The sequence below is a fragment of the Krasilnikovia sp. M28-CT-15 genome (genome assembly GCF_047159595.1).
Lineage (GTDB): Bacteria > Actinomycetota > Actinomycetes > Mycobacteriales > Micromonosporaceae > Actinoplanes.
The window spans coordinates 5,447,818-5,465,911 of the sequence record NZ_BAAGAK010000001.1; the positions used below are offsets into that span (position 1 = coordinate 5,447,818).

The 18,094-nt window shown below is 72.5% G+C and carries 18 protein-coding genes; 8 read left to right on the forward strand and 10 right to left on the reverse strand.

Annotated features, from left to right (window positions below; translation table 11 throughout):
• The 3 genes from ACMCNO_RS25000 to ACMCNO_RS25010 all read right to left on the reverse strand — a co-directional run bounded on the left by ACMCNO_RS25000 (nt 1) and on the right by ACMCNO_RS25010 (nt 3,322).
• Nucleotides 1–1,473, reverse strand: coding sequence for a multicopper oxidase family protein (locus ACMCNO_RS25000; RefSeq protein ID WP_412751881.1), 1,473 nt, complete (start codon nt 1,471–1,473; stop codon nt 1–3).
• Between the two features lie 7 nt (nt 1,474–1,480).
• Nucleotides 1,481–1,903: a hypothetical protein gene (locus ACMCNO_RS25005; RefSeq protein ID WP_412751882.1), complete on the reverse strand. Its 423-nt coding sequence runs from the start codon at nt 1,901–1,903 to the stop codon at nt 1,481–1,483.
• 201 nt (nt 1,904–2,104) lie between these two features.
• Nucleotides 2,105–3,322, reverse strand: a complete 1,218-nt coding sequence (locus ACMCNO_RS25010) for a glycoside hydrolase family 64 protein (RefSeq protein WP_412751883.1) — start codon at nt 3,320–3,322, stop codon at nt 2,105–2,107.
• A 359-nt stretch (nt 3,323–3,681) separates the two neighbouring features.
• Here ACMCNO_RS25010 and ACMCNO_RS25015 point away from each other — a divergent pair, with 359 nt between their 5' ends.
• Both ACMCNO_RS25015 and ACMCNO_RS25020 read left to right on the forward strand, forming a co-directional pair.
• Nucleotides 3,682–4,854: a glycoside hydrolase family 26 protein gene (locus ACMCNO_RS25015; protein ID WP_412751884.1), complete on the forward strand. Its 1,173-nt coding sequence runs from the start codon at nt 3,682–3,684 to the stop codon at nt 4,852–4,854.
• Between the two features lie 66 nt (nt 4,855–4,920).
• Nucleotides 4,921–5,760, forward strand: a complete 840-nt coding sequence (locus tag ACMCNO_RS25020; RefSeq protein ID WP_412751885.1) for a patatin-like phospholipase family protein — start codon at nt 4,921–4,923, stop codon at nt 5,758–5,760.
• On the opposite strand, the gene ACMCNO_RS25025 is transcribed toward ACMCNO_RS25020, so the two are convergent.
• Nucleotides 5,757–6,425 carry a hypothetical protein gene (locus ACMCNO_RS25025; RefSeq protein ID WP_412751886.1) on the reverse strand — a complete coding sequence of 223 codons (669 nt, stop codon included), beginning with the start codon at nt 6,423–6,425 and terminating at the stop codon, nt 5,757–5,759. The genes ACMCNO_RS25020 and ACMCNO_RS25025 overlap by 4 nt on opposite strands.
• Before the next feature lie 139 nt (nt 6,426–6,564).
• Here ACMCNO_RS25025 and ACMCNO_RS25030 point away from each other — a divergent pair, with 139 nt between their 5' ends.
• Nucleotides 6,565–7,089 (forward strand): SigE family RNA polymerase sigma factor, encoded by a 525-nt coding sequence (locus tag ACMCNO_RS25030; RefSeq protein WP_412751887.1) that lies wholly within the window; start codon nt 6,565–6,567, stop codon nt 7,087–7,089.
• Nucleotides 7,086–7,802, forward strand: a complete 717-nt coding sequence (locus ACMCNO_RS25035) for a hypothetical protein (RefSeq protein ID WP_412751888.1) — start codon at nt 7,086–7,088, stop codon at nt 7,800–7,802. The genes ACMCNO_RS25030 and ACMCNO_RS25035 overlap by 4 nt, the downstream gene beginning before the upstream one ends.
• Nucleotides 7,803–7,835: 33 nt before the next feature.
• Here the strand turns inward: ACMCNO_RS25035 and ACMCNO_RS25040 are convergent, their stop codons facing one another.
• Nucleotides 7,836–8,243 (reverse strand): hypothetical protein, encoded by a 408-nt coding sequence (locus ACMCNO_RS25040; protein WP_412751889.1) that lies wholly within the window; start codon nt 8,241–8,243, stop codon nt 7,836–7,838.
• 240 nt (nt 8,244–8,483) lie between these two features.
• On the opposite strand from ACMCNO_RS25040, the gene ACMCNO_RS25045 reads away from it, so the two are divergent.
• Together ACMCNO_RS25045 and ACMCNO_RS25050 are read left to right on the forward strand one after the other, a co-directional pair.
• Entirely contained in the window at nt 8,484–9,287 is an 804-nt protein-coding gene (locus tag ACMCNO_RS25045) for an SGNH/GDSL hydrolase family protein (RefSeq protein WP_412751890.1), read from the forward strand.
• 117 nt (nt 9,288–9,404) lie between these two features.
• Nucleotides 9,405–9,812: a PLD nuclease N-terminal domain-containing protein gene (locus ACMCNO_RS25050; protein ID WP_412751891.1), complete on the forward strand. Its 408-nt coding sequence runs from the start codon at nt 9,405–9,407 to the stop codon at nt 9,810–9,812.
• Nucleotides 9,813–9,899: 87 nt separating this feature from the next.
• On the opposite strand, the gene ACMCNO_RS25055 is transcribed toward ACMCNO_RS25050, so the two are convergent.
• On the reverse strand, nt 9,900–11,636 hold the full coding sequence (locus tag ACMCNO_RS25055; RefSeq protein WP_412751892.1) for a protein kinase domain-containing protein: 1,737 nt from the start codon (nt 11,634–11,636) through the stop codon (nt 9,900–9,902).
• Between the two features lie 173 nt (nt 11,637–11,809).
• The gene (locus ACMCNO_RS25060) at nt 11,810–12,748 is read right to left on the reverse strand and encodes a ribose-phosphate diphosphokinase (protein WP_412751893.1); all 939 of its coding nucleotides are present in this window, start codon (nt 12,746–12,748) and stop codon (nt 11,810–11,812) included.
• A gap of 33 nt (nt 12,749–12,781) precedes the next feature.
• Here ACMCNO_RS25060 and ACMCNO_RS25065 point away from each other — a divergent pair, with 33 nt between their 5' ends.
• On the forward strand, nt 12,782–13,483 hold the full coding sequence (locus ACMCNO_RS25065; RefSeq protein WP_412751894.1) for a TetR/AcrR family transcriptional regulator: 702 nt from the start codon (nt 12,782–12,784) through the stop codon (nt 13,481–13,483).
• A 13-nt stretch (nt 13,484–13,496) separates the two neighbouring features.
• Here ACMCNO_RS25065 and ACMCNO_RS25070 read toward each other — a convergent pair whose 3' ends face one another.
• The 3 genes from ACMCNO_RS25070 to ACMCNO_RS25080 all read right to left on the reverse strand — a co-directional run bounded on the left by ACMCNO_RS25070 (nt 13,497) and on the right by ACMCNO_RS25080 (nt 16,252).
• On the reverse strand, nt 13,497–14,231 hold the full coding sequence (locus ACMCNO_RS25070) for a hypothetical protein (protein ID WP_412751895.1): 735 nt from the start codon (nt 14,229–14,231) through the stop codon (nt 13,497–13,499).
• Nucleotides 14,232–14,269: 38 nt separating this feature from the next.
• On the reverse strand, nt 14,270–14,920 hold the full coding sequence (locus ACMCNO_RS25075; RefSeq protein WP_412751896.1) for a DUF6230 family protein: 651 nt from the start codon (nt 14,918–14,920) through the stop codon (nt 14,270–14,272).
• Between the two features lie 177 nt (nt 14,921–15,097).
• Complete coding sequence (locus ACMCNO_RS25080; protein ID WP_412751897.1) at nt 15,098–16,252, reverse strand: PucR family transcriptional regulator; 1,155 nt, start codon at nt 16,250–16,252, stop codon at nt 15,098–15,100.
• Between the two features lie 175 nt (nt 16,253–16,427).
• Between ACMCNO_RS25080 and ACMCNO_RS25085 the strand changes: the two genes are divergently transcribed.
• A complete protein-coding gene (locus tag ACMCNO_RS25085) occupies nt 16,428–17,675 on the forward strand; it encodes a YncE family protein (protein WP_412751898.1) in 1,248 nt (415 codons plus the stop codon).
• The last annotated feature ends 419 nt before the right edge of the window (nt 17,676–18,094 follow it).

Below are 18,094 nucleotides of genomic sequence, written 5' to 3' on the forward strand. Positions count from 1 at the left end.
TTACTCGGGCTGGTTACCAGCCGCGCCACCGACCCGGTACGGCGTGCTCACCCCCTGGTACGCGACGTGGGCCAGCAACCCCTCCGTCGCGTGCTGGAGGTTGTGGCAGTGGTCCACCCAGATGCCCGGGTTGTCCGCGATGAACGCGATCTCGTACGTGTCGCCGTCGCCCACGTCCAGGGAGTCCACCCACCACGGGCTGCCGGTGGCGGCGACCCCGTTGCGGCTGAGCACCACGGCGTGATGGCCGTGCAGGTGCATGGGGTGCACCTCGCCGCTGGTGTTCGCGATCGTCATCCGCACGACGTCGCCGGTGGCGACCATGAACATCGGCAGGTCGGGGAACAGGTGCCCGTTGACCGTCCACCACAGACCGGGACGGCCGTCGAGGAAGCCGGGGCGGCGGTCGACCCGGTACTCGAAGTTCCGGGTGGCCTTGGCGGGGTCGAGGCCGAGCGGGGCGGGCGTGCCGTACCCGAGCAGGTCGAGGGTGGCCCGGGGCTGCGCCGTGGCGGGCGTGCCGGGGCCGGGGCCGACGGCCAGCGCCGCACCCGCGCCGGCCTCGACCCGGGCGCCGCCGGGCGGCACGGTGAACTCGGCGTCGATGCGCCCGCCCGCGGTGACGAGCACGGCGGTGTCGGTGACCGGGGTGGGCCCGTGCACGTCCCGGCCGTCCACCGCCACCACCCGGTACGCGGCGCCGCCCACCCAGGCCCGGATCGGCCCGGCGTCGGTGTTGATGATCCGGGCGCGCACGGTCGCCCCGGCCGGGGCCGTGAGGCTGCTGACCTGCGGCCGGCCGTTGACGGTACGCCGCCCGTCGTACGTGTGCACCGCGACGACCGGGTCCGCGTCGACCGCGAGCGGCGACCCGGCGGTGGGCGATGCCGCGGTCGCCGGCGTGGAAGCCGCGCGCGGGGGCGGCGCGGGCGTAACGACCAGCGCGCCGAACAACCCGAGCCGGACCTGCTCGTGGCCGACCTGATGGGAGTGGTACCAGTAGGTGCCCGCGTCGCGGACGACGAACCGGTACACGTGCGACCCACCCCGCCCGACCGCGTCCTGGGTGACTCCCGCGACCCCGTCCTCGGCGTTCGGCACGTCCACCCCGTGCCAGTGCAGGGTGACCCCGTCCGCCACGGACTCGTTGACCAGCCGCACCTCGACCAGCTGGCCCTGCCGCGCGCGGATCTCCGGTCCCGGCGAGACGTGGTTGAGGGTGTATCCGTGCCCCTCGCGGCGGGCGGTGAGGGTGACCGACACGTCGGCCGGGCCGGAGGGGCCGGTCAGGTCGGCGACGCTCAGGCCGCCGCCGTGCCCGTGACCAGACGGGCCGCCACCATTGTCGGGATACCCCATGGCGGCCATGTCGTAGCTGTCCGACACCAGGCTGCGCTGCCAGAACCAGCCGAGCGGCCCGAGCACGGCCAGGGCCGCCACCGCGGCGACGATCAGGCGCAGGCGGGCGGACACGACCCGGTCAGGCCGGGGTGGCCGCGGCGGCCTCGCCCGCGCGCCGCGCCTTGGCCGCGGCGACCGAGGCGACACCCGCCACCGCGAACGCGTTGACCCCGTGCAGCAGGCCGACGAACGGGGCCCCCGCGCCGGCCGTGCCCAGCACCACCTGGAGCAGGACCACGCCGAGGGTGATCGCGGCCCACAGCACCCCGCCGGGCACCTTGGCGAAGAACGCGACCAGGAGCAGCAGCACCGCGACCGTGGGCAGCACCATCATGCCGATGACCTCGTGCGCCTCGTGGCCACCGTTCATCGTGTTCTTGTCGAACACGCCGCCGGAGTCGGTGTCGTGCAGCACCACGAACCAGGCGTACGCGACGGTGGCGGCCTGCACCACGACGCCGACGGCGATCAGCAGGGCGAGGACCCGGTAGGCGGTACGCATCTGCGGCTCCTGTGCAGCGGCGGGACGAGACCGGCACAGGCTAGTGGATGCCGCCGCGCAGCCGGGGCAGGGTCCGGCGTGGCGTGGTCAGCGTCGCGGTTCCCAGCGGAAGACGCGGGTCGCGAGACCGACGGCCAGCACCGCCGTGGCGCCGACGCGAGCAGGGCCGGATCTGAGCCGGCCCTGCTCCCGGTGCGACGCTCAGTCGAGCGGGTCGAGCGTGATGGCCGCGCGCTGGGGGTTGCCGTCGTGCACGAGCGACTCGTGGGCACCGACGTCGTCGAAGGCGAATGCGTACGCCCGGCCGTCCGCCATGTGCGCGTGGACCAGGCGGGCGTACTCGTTGGTGACGTCGTCGGCGTAGAACTCGCCCGCCTCGTTGTACGGCTGGTCCGCACTGGACAGCAGCGTGCCCCGGTTGAACCCGGCGCACAGGGTCCGCGAGATCGGGCCCCGGACCAGGTCGTTGGGGGCGTCGAGCAGCTTGTAGCAGCCCAGGATGCTGTCCGAGTCCGGCTTGCCGAATGTGGTGACGACCTGCCCGGCCGTGTTCGTGAAGTTCAGGACGTCGCCGGTCACCTTGCCGTGGTACTCGATGCCGGGCTGGTCGGCGAACGGGGCGACGGTGAGGGTCTCGGTGCGGTACCGGTCCCAGACCCGGTTGACGTAGTCGTCCAGCAGGTTCCCCGGCAGAGCACCGGCCTCGATGCCGTGGCCGGGGGCCAGCGCCCGCAGCACGGTGCCGTCGGCGCGGGTACGGACCAGGCCCGCCCAGCCGCCGGGCTGGGCCCGCAACGCGGAGAAGAACGCCCGGTAGCCGCCGGGCTTGAGCTTTCCGGTGGTGACGGTGGCGCCATCGGGCCTGGTCAGCCCGACCTGGTACGGGGCGGAGAACATGTCGACCTGGGTGCTGTTGATCCACAACCCGTCGTCGTTGAGCGTGTATTCGGTCCAGTTGAACAGCGTGTCCGCGTTGGGATCGGTGGGGCTCTGCACCGCGGGCTGGACGAGGCCGCCGGTGGCGAGTTTGAAGACGAGCTTGCGGCCGTACGAGAAGTAGACGCGCCCGGAGAATTTCGGCATCCGGATCGTGAGGCTGGCACCGGCGGCGGGCCCGGTGATCGAGGCGTCCGGTGCGTCCACCGGTGGTGAGCCGCCGCCGGGCCAGGGGTGGAAGGTGCCGCTCGCATCGGCCCAGCCCTGCTGGCCGGTGCTGAGCAGGGTGCCGATGTTGTAGACGTACACCTGCTCGCCGCGACCGGACTGGTTGGCGATGGTCAGCGGGAGGGTGTCGGCCGCGACCGCGGCCTCGGCGCCGGTCGTCGTGACCGCGGTGACGGCGGCGCTGGCCGCGACCGCGAGGGCGGCGGCGGCTGCCGCTAGGCGGCGTCGGCGGGGCTGGCGAGGTTGCTCGAACACGGTGGACTCCCTGGCAACGTCGGGTCCGCCGGCGCGGGGACGGAGCGCCGGCGGTGGCGGGACGATGCTTCACGGCCGTGAGAGCGCTCTCAGCATCCGGGGCGTGAGTCACGATTGTCAATGCCACGTTAACGCCAGATTTCTGAATCCCGTGGTTCCGGAACCGCGCGTCCGGGTTCACCGTGGCGCGCGACACGCCACCGGCGCAGGTGGAGGGGCAGAGGGGCAAGCCCGCGGCGGCTACCCTCGGTGGCAACGGCGCCCGGACCAGCGGGCCCCGCACCGGGTCGCCGGCCCCGCCCACGGGGACGGCGTCCGGCAGCCAGCAGCCCGCACGTCCACCCGGAGGTCTCTTCCGCATGGCCAGCCAGCCCGCGTCCCGTCGGCGCTCCCTCTGGATCGCGACGGGCACGGTGCTCATCGCCCTGCTCGGGCTGGGCGCGGCGACCGCCGTGCAGACGAAGGCCGAGACCAGCAACACCGGCGCTGTTCCCCCACCGCCCACCCGCACCGCCTCGCAGCCGCCCGCGTCCGCGCCGACCGGCGTACCCGCCACCACACCGCCGCAGCGCTCGGCGCACAACCTGCTGGCTCTCCCCCGGGCCGCCGGCGCCTGGCCCGGACCGAACGGCCTGTCCGGCGTCAACGGCGACCCCGTGCTGGACGCCACGAGCGTGGCGCAGTTCTGCGCCGCGCGCGGCCGGCCCTGCCGGGTCGCACAGACCTACACCGACCGCACCTCCTACGAGTCCATGACCAGCGGCACGGGATGGACCTTCGAGTACTTCGCGGACTTCGACGGGGTGCTGGTCATCTCCCAGGGCCTGGTGCCGATCGGCGGCGAGGCCGCGCTGCCGGCCTGCGCACGCGGCGAGTTCGACCAGTCGTGGCGCAACTTCGGCAACCTCATGGTCCAGCACGGCCGGGGCGACTCGATCGTGCGGCTGGGCTGGGAATTCAACGAGCGCACGAGCCCGTGGGGCGGGCGCGACCCGCAGACCTGGATCGCCTGTTACCGCCACGCCGCCGACGCCCTCCGCGCCACCAACCCCGCCGTGGTGTTCGACTGGACCATCAACGCGCACAACACCCCGCCTCACCTCTGCGGCGGGCTGAGCACCAACTGCTACCCCGGCGACAAGTACGTCGACATCGTCGGCATCGACAACTACGACCACTATCCGTGGTCGCCCACGAAGGCCGACTTCGACCGCGTCGCGGCCCGCCCCGAGGGCCTCACCTGGCTGTACGAATTCGCCCTCCGGCACGGCAAGCCGTTCGCCGTGGGCGAGTGGGGCGTGGTGCCGACCGGCGACGCGGGGCGGGACAATCCGGAGTTCGTCCGCTGGATGCACGACTGGTTCGCCGCGCGGGCGCCGCATCTGGCGTACGAGGCGTACTTCTCCAACTGTGACCGCGGGGGCGTCCAGTCCAGCCTGTTCCGGGTCGACGCCGCCTGCACCCGCAACACGGGCTCGGCCGACGTCTACCGCGGACTGTTCGGTCCCGATGTCCACCCGGTCGGCTCCTGACGCGCACCCAGGGTGACCACGCCCTGCCCGGTGGTGGATCGTCGATCGTCGTGCTTGGATGGCGCCATGACGGGTGACCGCAGGGCACTGGTGCTGGGTGGAGGCGGCGTCACCGGCGTCGCCTGGGAGATCGGCCTGTTGTACGGCCTCGCCGAGCACGGCCTCGACCTGACCGGCGCCGACCTGTTCGTGGGCACCTCGGCGGGCTCGGTGGTGGCCGCCCAGGTGACCACGGGCGCCGGCCTGGCAGACATGTACGCCGCCCAGCGCGCCGCCGTCACCCGGGAGCTCGCGGCGAAGGTCGGCGCAAAGGTGATCCTGCACTTCGCGGTCGCCGGGCTCTGGCCCGGCGACGGCCGCCAGGGCCGTGCCCGGATCGGCCGGGCCGCGTTGCGCGCGCGCACCGTGCCGGAGGCCGAACGGCGCGCGGTGATCGCGCAGCGGATCAGCACGGACGAGTGGCCCGCCACCCCGCTGCTCATCCCCGCGGTCGCCGCCGAGACCGGCGAGGTCGTGGTCTTCGACCGTGACAGCGGCGTCTCCCTGATCGACGCGGTCGCGGCGAGCTGCTCGGTGCCGCTGGTCTGGCCCCCGACGACCGTGAACGGGACCCGCTACGTCGACGGCGGGGTGCGGTCGGTGGCCAACGTCGACCTCGCCAAGGGACATGAGCGGGTCGTGGTGATCGCGCCGATGACCCGGTCCGCCCGCCGCGCGGGCCGCCCGGACGCCCAGGCCGCCGCGCTGGGCCCGGCAGTGCGCTCCGTCGTCGTCAGCCCGAACGCCGCCGCGGTGCGGGCGATCGGGCGCAACGCGCTCGACCCCGCCCGCCGTGCGCCCGCCGCCGAGGCGGGGCGGGCGCAGGCGGCCGAGGCTGTGGCGCGGATCCGCGAGGTCTGGACCTAGCCGACCCCGACCCCGGCGTTGCCCGTGGGCAGCGTGCGGCCACCGGAGCCGTACGCGGCCAGCCGGCTGATCCCCGGCGTGGCCGGGTCGAACCAGAACACGACCACGGAGCGGTCCTCGCTCCACCGCGCCTGATGCGCGGTGACCGTACGCCCGCCCGCGCGGGCGGTGATCCGGGCCGCGGGGCCGACGTAGTACCCGAAAGCGGGCGACTGGCCCGCCTCGATGCCCATCCCGGCCTGCACGGCGTGGAAGCCGGGCGCCCGGTCGGAGCCGGTGACCTCGTTGGTCATGACGTCCGCGGTGAGCGCGCCGCCGGGCAGGCGGCGACCGGCCATCACCCCGAAATGCACCTTGGGCAGGGCCTTCTCCGTGACGGGCACGCCGTAGAACACCCAGGTGCCCTCGCGGGCGGCGATGCCACCGTCGATGACCTCACCGAGGGGCTTGGGCTTCAGCGGGTTGGGGTCGGGCCGCCCCGGTGCTGCGCTCGTCGACGGCACCGGCACGGCCGACACGGACGGGGCCGGGCCGGCTCCGGCAGCCCCGGCACCCGTCCGGCCGGTCATCCCGGCGTGGGCGGCCACCGTGCCGACGGCGATCACGGCGGCGCAGGCCACGGCCGAGCCGCCCGCGTACAGCCAGCGGGTCCTCGTGCTTTTCATGGGGTGGATCCCCTCCTCGATGATCGGGTGGTGTGGTGCGCAGATCGAGACGGGTGGTCGCGGCGAAAAGTTGCCGCCGCGAACGGCAACCTTTCGGGGTGCTCGCTCGTAGTTGCGGCCGTGGCAGAGACGGCAGCGCATGGCGCGCGGTGACGAGGAGTTCGTCGAGTTCGCGACCGCGAGCTCGGCGCGGCTGCAGCACGTGGCGTTCCTGCTGACCGGCGACCGGCACGAGGCGGAGGAAGCGGCGCAGGCCGCGCTGGTGCGCACGTACGCGGCGTGGGCGCGGGTCCGCCGCCGCGACGCGTACGCGTATGCCCGCACGGTGCTGGCCAACCTGGTCACCGACAAGTGGCGCCGCCCCCTGCGCGAGTACGCCACCGAGCAGTTGCCCGAGGGGCCGGTCCCGCGTGACCTCGCCGACGAGGTGACCCGGCGGCGCTGGCTGATCAGCGCGCTTGACGTGCTCTCACCACGGGAACGGGCAGTGATCGTGTTGCGACACTACGTCGATCTGCCGGAAGCCGAGGTGGCACGGGAACTGAACCTGTCCCTCGGCACCGTCAAGAGCCTCAACTCGCGGGGCCTGGCCAAGCTGCGGGTCGCGGTGGACTCGCCCGTGCCGGGCCAACGACGGAATCAGGAGAGCGGAGTACGCCGATGACCGACCTCGACGACCTGCGCGACGCGTTGCAGTCGCCGCCGGGCTTCGCGCCCCGGGTCATCGACCTGGATCAGGTCATGGCGACCGGGGGGCGGCTGCGCCGCCGGCGCCGCCTCACCGTGGGTGCCGCCTCCGCGTTCGCGGTCGGCGTTTTGTTGATCGGCGGCAGCCAGGTGGCCCGCCTGGCAGGCGGCCCCCCGTCCCGGGCACCGGACAATCCCGCCCAGGTCGTGAACGCACCGGACGGCCACGTGCTGGGTACGGTCATGCCCACCGGGGTGAAGGCCGGCGCCGCCGAATGGGTGATCTACGCACAACCCGTGGAAGTTCCGGGCCAATCCGGCATCCATTTCGGGTTTCAGCTGGGGCGCCGCTCCACCGACGGGTCCCTGAGGGCCGGGGTCATGGCCAACGACGTGGAGGGTTCCGACCGGACTCCGGGCTTCCACTCCGTGACCAGCGCGATGACCATCGACGCCGGGACGACGCTGGCCTTCGGCTACTACGTCGGATCACCGGCGACCATCACCGCCCGCGCGGGCGGGCGCATGGTGACCGCGGGGATGGCGGCGTGGAGCGAGGACCCGTCGGTCACGGTCTTCTGGTTCCGGCCGCGCGACGTCACGCCGGACACGAAGCTGACCAGGCTGACCGCCAAGGACGCCCAGGGCCGGGTGCTGCCCGCCGGCGACACGCGGGCCGGGGTCGGCTGACCCCGGCCCGCGTGACCTCGCCCCCCCGGGGAGTCAGTCGCGGAAGGTCCGTCGCAGGCGTGCGGCGAGGCTGAGCGGGCTCGGCGCGGCCGGAGCCGGGGCGGGACGCTGCGCCGCTGCGACCCGGTCTGGCGGCGTCGCCGGGCGGCTGCCCGCACCTGCCCGGTCGTAGTCCGCCGTGGCGATGGCCTCGACGATCTGAGCGTCGCCGAAGTTCTCCGATCCCGGGATGGAGGGCACGAAGCCGACCAGCATGCCGTCGCGCATGACCTGGGCTTCGAGTCCGGCCGTACCGTCGGTGTCCCAGATCGCCTCGCGGCCGCCGGGCAGGACGATGCGGATGCCGTGCCGGGTGAGGCCGGCATGCGGCAATTTCACATGGGCGAAAACGTTGCGGGCCTGCAGCGTCTCGACGATCCGGGTGGCTCGTTCTGCATCCATGTTCTGAAAGTTAACGGCCGAAGTTGTGCGCACGCTGAAGACCGGCTGCAAGGCCGGTGAGAGTACGCCGCTATTCGCACACATAACAGGACTGCATGACATAGATGCAGCTGACATCGACGGATGTTACTACGAGGTAACACGAATGTCACCGTGTTTCTTTCCTCCACGGCCTTGACTTACCCTGCGGTAACCGGAGCGCTTCGGCCCCCATCCCATCGCGGATCCGGAGGCCCACCGATGAGCAGACGCCTATCCGTCCTGGCCTGCCTCGTCACGACGACCCTGATGACCGCCTTGACCGCAGCCCCCGCCCAGGCAGCGGCCACCTACGAGAACACCGACTACGTCGCCCTCGGCGACTCCTACACGTCCGGCGCCGGCGCGCCTGACCAGAACGGGCTGTGCCTGCGCGGCTCCTGGGCCTACCCGGCGCAGTGGGCCGCGAAGAACAATCCCAAGTCCTTCACGAATGTCTCGTGCTATGGCGCCACCATCGACATCCTGCGGCTCACCCAGTTGGGTGCCTTGAACGACAAGACCGATCTGGCCACCGTCACGATCGGCGGCAACGACGCGGGCTTCGGACCGGTCGTCCTCTCCTGCACCGTGCTGTCCGACAGCGGCTGCAAGTCGATCGTGGACGTCGCGCACGACTACGTCCGCGACGTCCTTCCCGGCAAACTCGACACCGCCTACCGGGACATCCGCGCGCACGCACCGAACGCCGAGATCGTCGTGCTGGGTTACCCGGTGCTGTTCGACACCACGTCCGAGGACTGCGGCTTCGCGGGCATGAGCATCGCCAAGCGCAAAATGATCAACGCCGGGGACAACGACCTCAACGACATCATCCGTGACCGCGCCCGTGCGGCCGGCTTCAGGTACGCCGAGGTCCGCGGGGACTTCGAGGGTCACGGCATCTGCGCGAGCGACGCGTGGATCAACGGCCTCACGGTGATCCCGCCGACCAACTCGTTCCACCCCAACCAGCAGGGCTACACGTACGGTTATCTGCCCGCGCTGGTCGACGCGCTCGGCTGATCCCCAACGCGGTCCGGCGGCGGCCACCACGCCGCCGGGCCGTCTCCCCACCGAGCGCGGGGCCCTGGAGCGACACCAGGGCCCCGCGCCCGGCGCGACTCTGCCATCATCGTCGCCATGATCCGGCTCTACTCGCTGTTCGCGTTGCTCGACCTGGCCCTGCTGGTCGTGGCGCTGATCGACTGCCTGTCCGCCGAGGAGTACGCGATCAGGGCACTGCCCCGCGGAGTGTGGGTACTGCTGATCCTGGTCTTCTCACCGATCGGCGCGATCGCGTGGTTCGTCGCCGGCCGGCCCCCACGGCCCGTACGCCTCAGCAACGGCCAGGTGTGGCGGCCCGGCAGCGGCTTTCCCGAGAACGAGCGGCCCCGGCCCCGGTCGCGGCCGGTCGCGCCGGACGACGACCCGGAGTTCCTCGGCGGCCTCGCCCGCTCCCGCCAGCAGGACGAGGAACTGCTCCGGCGCTGGGAAGCCGACCTGCGGCAGCGCGAGGAGGAACTGCGCCGCAGGTCCGAGGAACCGTAGGCGCGGCGCCACCACTCACCCGGGGCACCGGGTCGCGGGGCCGCGCCCCGTTTCTGCCGGTCGGGGCGGAATCAGACACCCCGCCCCTTACCAGGCGAAGACATCGCTGACGCTGCGGCCGCTCTCCCCGCCGCCACGGCGGCGGTACTGCCACCACACCACGACCTGATACCGGTGCCCACGCGGCGGGTTCAGCCCGGTGGGCCCGCAGGTCCGCAGGGTCCCGGGGTCGCCGTCGCGCGCCCGCTTGCAGTCCTTCACACCGCCGGCCGGGCGGCCCGTGTCGGCGTCCACGAGGAACGCCACCATGCCCGCCCGCCCACCCGCGGGCGCGCTCAGCTCGCCCCGCACCTGCACGTCGGCGCCGAGGGCGAAACAGGCCCGCACGACGATCGGGACCGGTACGGCGGACCGGACGTCCTGCCGGCACCGCTGCGGCCCGTACGATCCGCCCTCGGGCAGCCGGTGGGGTGGACGGGACGACGCTGCGGAACTCGGTCCCGCAGTGCTGGCGGTGCGCGCCGGGACGGGCACGGAACGGGTGACCGCGGCTTCGATCTCGCGGCGGGCCGCGCGGCCGCGCACCGACTTGGGCGGCGGCGCGGCACCGGCAGGGCGGTCGACGGTCGAACGACCCTTCGACGGCGCGGCGGCCCGCGACCGCGCCGGTTCCACGGTGTCCGGCCCGGCCAGCACGGCGTCCCCGATCCCGCCGTCGGCACGGCCCAGCCGCGACGCGGTCGTGGTGACGCCGGCAGCGACCATGACACCGCCCACCACCAGCATGACCGCCACCAGCGGGCGGGCCCAGCGCCGGTCCGCGGCCGGCTCTGAGCGACGCGGCACGGGCAGCAGCACCGACGGCAGCGCCGACGCGACCAGGGTGGGCGCCGCCGGATCCACCAGAGCACTCGAACCAGCCTTCGGGCCAGCCGAAGCAGCCGGGTGTCCCGTTGTGGCCCAGGCTTCGAGCGTCGCGACGAGGTCGGTGGCGGCGGGCCGCGAGCGGGGTTCCAGCTGCAGGCAGCGCCGGATGACCTCCCACAGTGGATCCGGGATGCCGGGATGGCGCACCGGCAGCCCCGCCTGATGCTGCCGCATAAGCTCCGGTACCGAATCACCCTCGTACGGCGGATGGCCGGTGAGCAGTTCGTAGAGCAGCACGCCGAGCGCGTACACGTCCGCGGCGGGGCTGGCGGGCACCGCGTGGAACGACTCCGGCGCCATGTAGTGCGGGGTGCCGACGACCGCGTGCGGCATGGTGAGGCTGGGAGTGGTGAGCATCCGGGCGATGCCGAAGTCGGTGAGCCGCGTACGCAGCCGCCCGTCCTCGGTCTCCAGCAGGATGTTGTCCGGCTTGAGGTCGCGGTGCACCACCCCGAGTCCGTGCGCCTCGGCGAGGGCTCCGGCGATCTGGGCCGTCAGCCGCGCCGCCTCGCCCGGTGCCACCGTACGGTGCTCGCGGAGGTGGTCGCGCAGGCTGCCGCCCGGCACCAGGTCCATGACCAGCGCCAGGGTCTCCCCCAGGCTGATCAGGTCGCGCACCCGGACGACGTTGGGGTGGCGCAGCATCAGCAGGATGGTGCGTTCCTGCACGAAGCGGGAGACCCGTTTCGGCTGGTGGTGTAGCCCTTCGTAGAGGACCTTGACGGCGACCGGTGCGCCGGTGGCGCGGTCGACGCCGCGCCACACCCGCCCGGTGCCGCCGTGCCCGATGGGTTCGACGAGGAGGTACGAGCCACCGACGCACCGGCCGCTCAGATCCAGGGTCGACGGACCGCCGGTGTCCGCTGGCGCGGCACCGCTTGCAGGATCCTGGGTCACCTGAGGTCGTGTCCTTCCGGCCGGCTGCCTTATCTAACCGACCGGAATATTGCTTTTGTCCTCATTGGGGCGCAAGCGTCGCGGCCCTAGTTCGCACGATGGGTAGGAGTCCCGACAAAGCCGTCACCACGTGCCAGCCCCCTCGTTCGTGGGGGTGGACGCGCACCCGCCGGTCACCCGAACAGCGCACTCACCGACTCGCCGTTGTGGATCCGGCGCATCGCCTCGGCCAGCGCCGGAGCCACCGACAGCACCGTCAGCTTGTCCGTGGCCTTACCCGGCGCGATCGGCACCGTGTTGGTGCAGACGATCTCCTTGATCTCCTTCTCGGCCGACAGCCGGGCGATCGCGTCACCGGTGAACAGCCCGTGCGTGCAGGCCACCCGGACGCTGCGGACATTACGCTCCCGCAGCCGGTTCAGCAGCTCGAACACCGTGCTGCCCTTGGCGATCTCGTCGTCGAGGACGATGACGTCACGGTCCGCGACCTCACCGATCACGGAGCTGATCACGACCCGGTCGTCCGCGTACCGCTGCTTGGCGCCCGCGGCGACCTCGATGCCGAGCATGCGCGCGAACGCCGCCGCCTCCTTGGCGTTACCCAGATCCGGGGAGACCACCACGGTGTCGCTCAGGTCGTACCCGCGGAAGTGGTGGGCCAGCTCGCGCAGCGCGTGCAGGTGGTCGACCGGGACGCTGAAGAAGCCGTGCACCTGCGGCGAGTGCAGGGTCATCGCGAGGATCCGGTGCGCCCCCGCGGTCTGCAACAGGTCGGCGACCAGCCGCCCGCCGATCGAGATGCGCGAGGCGTCCTTCTTGTCACTGCGGGCGTACGCATAGTGCGGCAGCACCACGGTGATCCGCCCGGCCGAGGCGCCCCGGGCCGCGTCCAGCATGAACAGCAGCTCGACGAGGTTCTCCTGCACCGGCGGCACCAACGGCTGGATGAGGAAGACGTCCCGCTCCCGGCAGTTGCCCTGCAACTGCACCTCGATGCAGTCGTTGGCGAACCGGGAGATCTTCGCTGGTAACAGCGGCACCCCCAACTGCTCGCAGATCTGAGCGGCCAGCTCGGGATGGGCACTACCGGAGAACACCGCGATGTCACGCACGCGCCCACCCTAGATCACCATTAGGCTGGCCCGGTGTCCGACGTGACGCGGGAGCGCCCGCGCATCCCCGGCTCCCGCTCGGCGACCGCGCCGGAGCGCCGGCTGCCGCGCGGACGCCACGACCTGACCCGCGAATACGTCGCCCGCACCCAGCGTGACCGGCTGATCGACGCGATGGCCCGTACGGTGGCCGAACGCGGCTACTCCGCCGCGCCGCTGAGCGACGTGTGCGCCGCCGCCGGGGTGTCGACCCGCGCGTTCTACGAGCACTTCGCGGACAAGGAGGCGTGTTTCCTGGCCGCCCTCGAGCTGGGCGTCGAGCTGCTGCAGAAGACCGTGGCCACGGCGTACGCGCGGCCCGCACCGTGGCCCCGGCGCATCCACCGGGGACTGGACACGCTGCTGCGGACGCTGGCGGCTGAACCGGCCTTCGCCGCGCTGGCGGTGGTCGAGGTGCTCGCCGCGGGCACCCGGGCCCGCTCCCGCCGCCGGGCGATGCTGAATCCGTACCTGGCCTATTTCGCCGACGCGCCGCGCCGGGCGCGACGCCCGCCGGTGTCGCGTGGCGTGATCGAGGCGACGATCGCAGGCGTGTACGGCGTCGTCTACGACCACGTCTGCACCGGCCGGGTCGGCGAGCTGCCGGATCGGCTGCCCGACCTGACATACCTGGTGCTCGTGCCGTTCGTGGGCCCGGCGGCCGCCACGCGGGTGGCCGCCGAGCCGGTCGGATAGGGGTACCCCCGGGTCAGCGCGCGGCCGGGGGCGGTTCAGCCGGTCCGGCCGAGACGGTGATCTGCTGGGCCGGGTCGGTGGTGTCGGTGACCGCGTAGCGGGCCTTCAGCGTCGCGCTGGTCGCGCCGGTCGGGCAGGCCAGGCCACCGGTCACCCGCACCGGCAGCGCGACCCCGGCCGAGAGGTCCAGCACCGGCGGGCTGGTGTCGGAACCCGGGACCCAGGCACCACTGATCGAGACCGGTCCGTCCGGCGCGACCGTGGCGGTGCACGAGGCGAGCCCGGAGATCTGCGTGATGGAGCCGGCCCGGGGGATCGTCATGGTCCCCACCGAGCCAGCCGGGTCGTACTGCAACGAGATCGTCCAGTCGCCGTTGGTCGAGTTGGACGTCGTCCGGGCGGTGGTGAACGCGACGTTCGTGGGGCATGCGCCACCGTTGTTCGAGAACGACGCCGGGGCCAGCGTGTTCACGACCGGCCCGGCCGGGTTGCTGTTGGCCGGTTCGGCCGGCACGGTCCCGGAGCTGCCGGACTGGTTGCAGGTGGAGGTCGTCGTGCCGACCGTGAACGTGACCGTGGTGCCGGTCACGAGCGCGGCCGTGAAGGCGTGGCCGGCCGGACTGACCGTGGTCCCGGCGGCGGCGAGGGCTGGTCCGGCGGATACCGCCGTCAGGCCCGCGCTGGCCACGATCGTCGCGGCGGCGAGCACCACGCCGCCGCGCAAGGTGGACGTGGGGGAACGGCGCATCGCGAACTCCTTCGTTCGGGGAATGCAGGCATCGGGGATCAGAAGCACTCGTCGGTGCCCCAGTGCAGCCGCAGCGAAAGGTGACGCAGGTTGAACTGCCCGGCGGAGGTCGCCCAGGCGACCTGCTTGAGGTGGGTGATGGTGACCGTGTCGGCCTGCTGGCTGAACATGCCCTGACGCCGCTGGGCCTGTTCGGCCGGGTCGTTGGTCGGCCCCTTGTCCAGAGTGGACGCGTCCCGGCCGATCTGGATGTTGCTGAAGTTCGCGTCGCCGTCCAGCTGGCTCATGTCCACGACCATGTCCCGGGCGGTGGCCGGGTCGCCGCCGGTGCCGGCGCGGATCTTCAGCGAGACGGAGCCGAAGTCACCGAGGTCGGTGACCACGGACTGGCAGAGGTTCTTCAGGGTGGCGGTGCGCATGGCGGACACCGCCACCGGCTCCGGGACCTGGTTGTCGCCGCCCGGCTCGACGCGCGCGTCGACCGTGCCGTACTGGATGAAGCCGGTGGCCACGAGCTCGTCGGCGCTCACCTTGAACTGTTGACCGGAGACCGTGAAGCCCGCCGCGACCGCTCCATTGGCGACCATGGCCAGCGAGACTCCCGTGACCGCGGCACTGAGGCCGAGGATCGCCGCGAAGCGGCGCCAGCGGGTGTGTCCCTCACCCGGCACCGGATCCATTGGTGTCATACGGAACCCACCTCCGTCACTCGTGAATGGAACGGGAAAATGATTTACGTCTCATAGCGCGGCACGCTAGACCGCCCCGCGAGGCATCGTCAAGCATCTATTTACTGGCGAGTACGGTCCGGCCTTCGTGACACGCCCGACCGCCGGGCATGCCCTCGCGGCGCTCGGTGGACTCGGTCATGCCAACCACGTCCGCAGCGCCCACCACAGGCGGGTGGTCTCCAGCACGCCCGCCCGCTCCCCCGGCTCCCCGCCCAGCGCCGGGATACCGGTGATCTCGTGTAGCCGGCGCAGCCGGTAGCGCACCGTGTTCGGGTGCACGTGCAGCGCCGTCGCGGTCTGATCCAGTCGCAGCCCGTGGTCCAGGTAGCCGAGCGCGGTCACGACCAGCTCGCGGTGGAAATCGTCGCCGGGCCGCAGCGCGCCCAGCAGCGCGTCGCGCAGCAGTTCGGCCAGCAGCGGCTGCGCCGTCAGGGCGGTCTGCGCGGCCAGGTCGAGGACGTCGTTCAGCCCGGCCAGGCCGTACCGGACGGCCGTGCGCAGGGCGGTCAGGCACAGGCCGTACACCGCGCGGATCTCCGCGAGGGGGCGGGCGGGCGCGGCAACCGCCGGCACCGTACGGCCCAGCGCTACCGCCGGGGGCAGGCGCGGGGCCAGCGCGGCGAGCCGGCCGTCCACCGTGCCGACCACCGCGCCGAGCGCGGACAGCGACTGCTCCACCGGGCTGATCCGGGTCACATCGCCGAGTTCGGCGAGGACACAGTGGTACCGGCCGTTCGGGCGCAACCCGAAGCGGGCCAGCTCGTGTGGTGGCACCCCGCCGTGTTCGCCGAGCAACAGCCGGCGCAGCATCCGCGAACGCGCCTCCCGGTGTCCCCGGCCCAGTCGCCGCTCCGCTGCCCGGTACCCCTCGATGACGTGCCGTTCCAGGGTGGCCGCGTAGCGGTCCACGTCGAGCACGGCCTCCAGCAGCGCCTCGTCGGGGATGCCGGCCGCCCGCCCGTGGCTCACCACGATCTCCAGGGCCCGGGACCGGCAGGCCTGCACGCCGTACAGCAGGGCGCCGATCGGCACGCCCTGCGCCGCGCGTTCGGCGCCGAGCCGGGCGGCCTGGGTGAAGTCCCGGTCACCCAGCTCCCCCAGGCGATCCAGCGCGGCGACCGCGGTGGAGAGCAGGGTCTGGATGTGCCGGCGGCTCTCCAGGTGCGGCAGCCGGGCCACCTCCGGCGAGCGCGCCCGGGCCACCTCGACCATCTCGTCCAGGATCCGGCCGTCTGACACGAGGTCGTCCAGCAGCGTACGGATCGACGCGTCCCGTTCTCTCGTCGCCATCGCGATCCCGCTTTCCGCAGGGGTGCCGTTGTGGCCCTCGCACAACGGCAGGTCCGGGCATTGGCACCCGGAGCCTATGGACGGGCACCGATCCGTTGTTTCCTTCTCGTTACCGGAAGGTAACACCGTGTGCCGCCCAGCGGAATGTCGAAACCGTGTCCATTCAGGAGCCGCCATGAATGTTCACCGCAGACGTCGGCGACTCACCGCCGCCCTGGTGGCCGTGGCCCTGACCGTGCTGACGCCGGGGGCGGTCCCCGCCTCCGCCGCGGCCCCGCTGCAGGAGGTGATGTTCGTCGGCAACAACTGGGACGGGACCGTCGACGTGATCGCCTCCCACGGCGCGTACGCCAGGCTCGGCCGGGTCAACGTGGTCCCCGACCGCGACCAGCGGCTCTGGGAGATCTACCTCAACCCCGTCAAGCTCGCCTTCTATCTGGGCATCCAGCAGGGACCCGGGGAGGGTCATGACCAGCTCGTCGATGACATGTACACCACCGGAGACGGCAGCGCGCTGGTGGTGTCGCGGCCCAGCTTCGCCGACGTCGCCTCGATCGACCTGGCCACCGGCGCCCTGCGTTGGCGGTTCCCGGTGTCGGGCTACCGCTCCGACCACATGGCCGTGTCCCCGGACGGCACTCAGGTCGCGGTGTCGGCGTCGCTGACCAACACCGTGCACGTCCTGGACATCACCACCGGGCGGCAGGCCGGTTCGTTCACCACGGGCGACAAGCCGCACGAGAACATCTACACCGGCGGCGGGGCGTACCTGTGGAACATGTCCATCGGCAACGTCGACACCGCGCTGGACGACCCGGCATGGGACTGGACGAAGGGCGACCGGCACCTCACCGTCGTGGACGGCCGGACGTTCCGGCGGGTCAGGACGATCGACATGCGGCCACGCCTGGACGCCTTCGGCCGCGGGGACCTGTCCGACGCCGTGCGCCCCGCGGTCTTCACCCCGGACGAGTCCACCCTGTACTTCCAGGTGTCGTTCTTCAACGGGCTGGTCGAGTACGACGTGGCCACCGACCGGATCACCCGGGTCGTGGAACTGCCCAAGAACCCCGGCACCAGCGAGGACCGCACCACCTGGGTCAACGACTCACGGCACCACGGGCTGTCGATGAGCCCGGACGGGACCAGGCTGTGCGTGGCCGGGACGATGGATCAGTACGCCACGATCGTCGACCGGGCCACCCTGGCGCCGGGGCCGCTGGTCGGTGCGGACAAGCCGTACTGGGCCACGGTCAGCGGGGACGGCCGGGACTGCGTGATCTCCGAATCCGGCGCCGACCGGGTCAGCGCGATCAGCTTCGCGACCGGCCAGCGGGTGGCCAGCGTAGCGGTGGGCGATCACCCGCAACGGGTACGGATCGGCCACGTGGCCCCGGGCTGGACCCCGCCCGCCGCGCCGTGACCGCCTGAATCTGCCCGCCCCGGTCCACTCGGGACCGGCCGGGGCGGGCACCCGGCACCGGTGGCCGCGAGGCCGCCGACCGGATGACATGGACCCGGCGCCGCGCCGCCGACGCGAGCGCCAGCGATGGGAAAGCCTCGGCGGGCGGGCGGGCGATCCCGCCCGCCGAGGCGGGGCCTGCTCTGCCGCATCCCAAACGATCTTGGGCACTGCGACCCGGACCAATGCCTCGGCGGACAAGAAAAGTACGCGACGCCGCGCAGACGCAGACGCGGCACGCACGGTCAGGCCGACTAGCAGCGGCAGCAAACTAGGCCCAGGCCAGAAAGCGTGCGTAGAAGACGGCTGGCGAGGCGCTTGCATCGGACACCAGATCTTCCAGCGCGACGCAGTAGTTCGTCGCCAGGTAGATCCGGAGC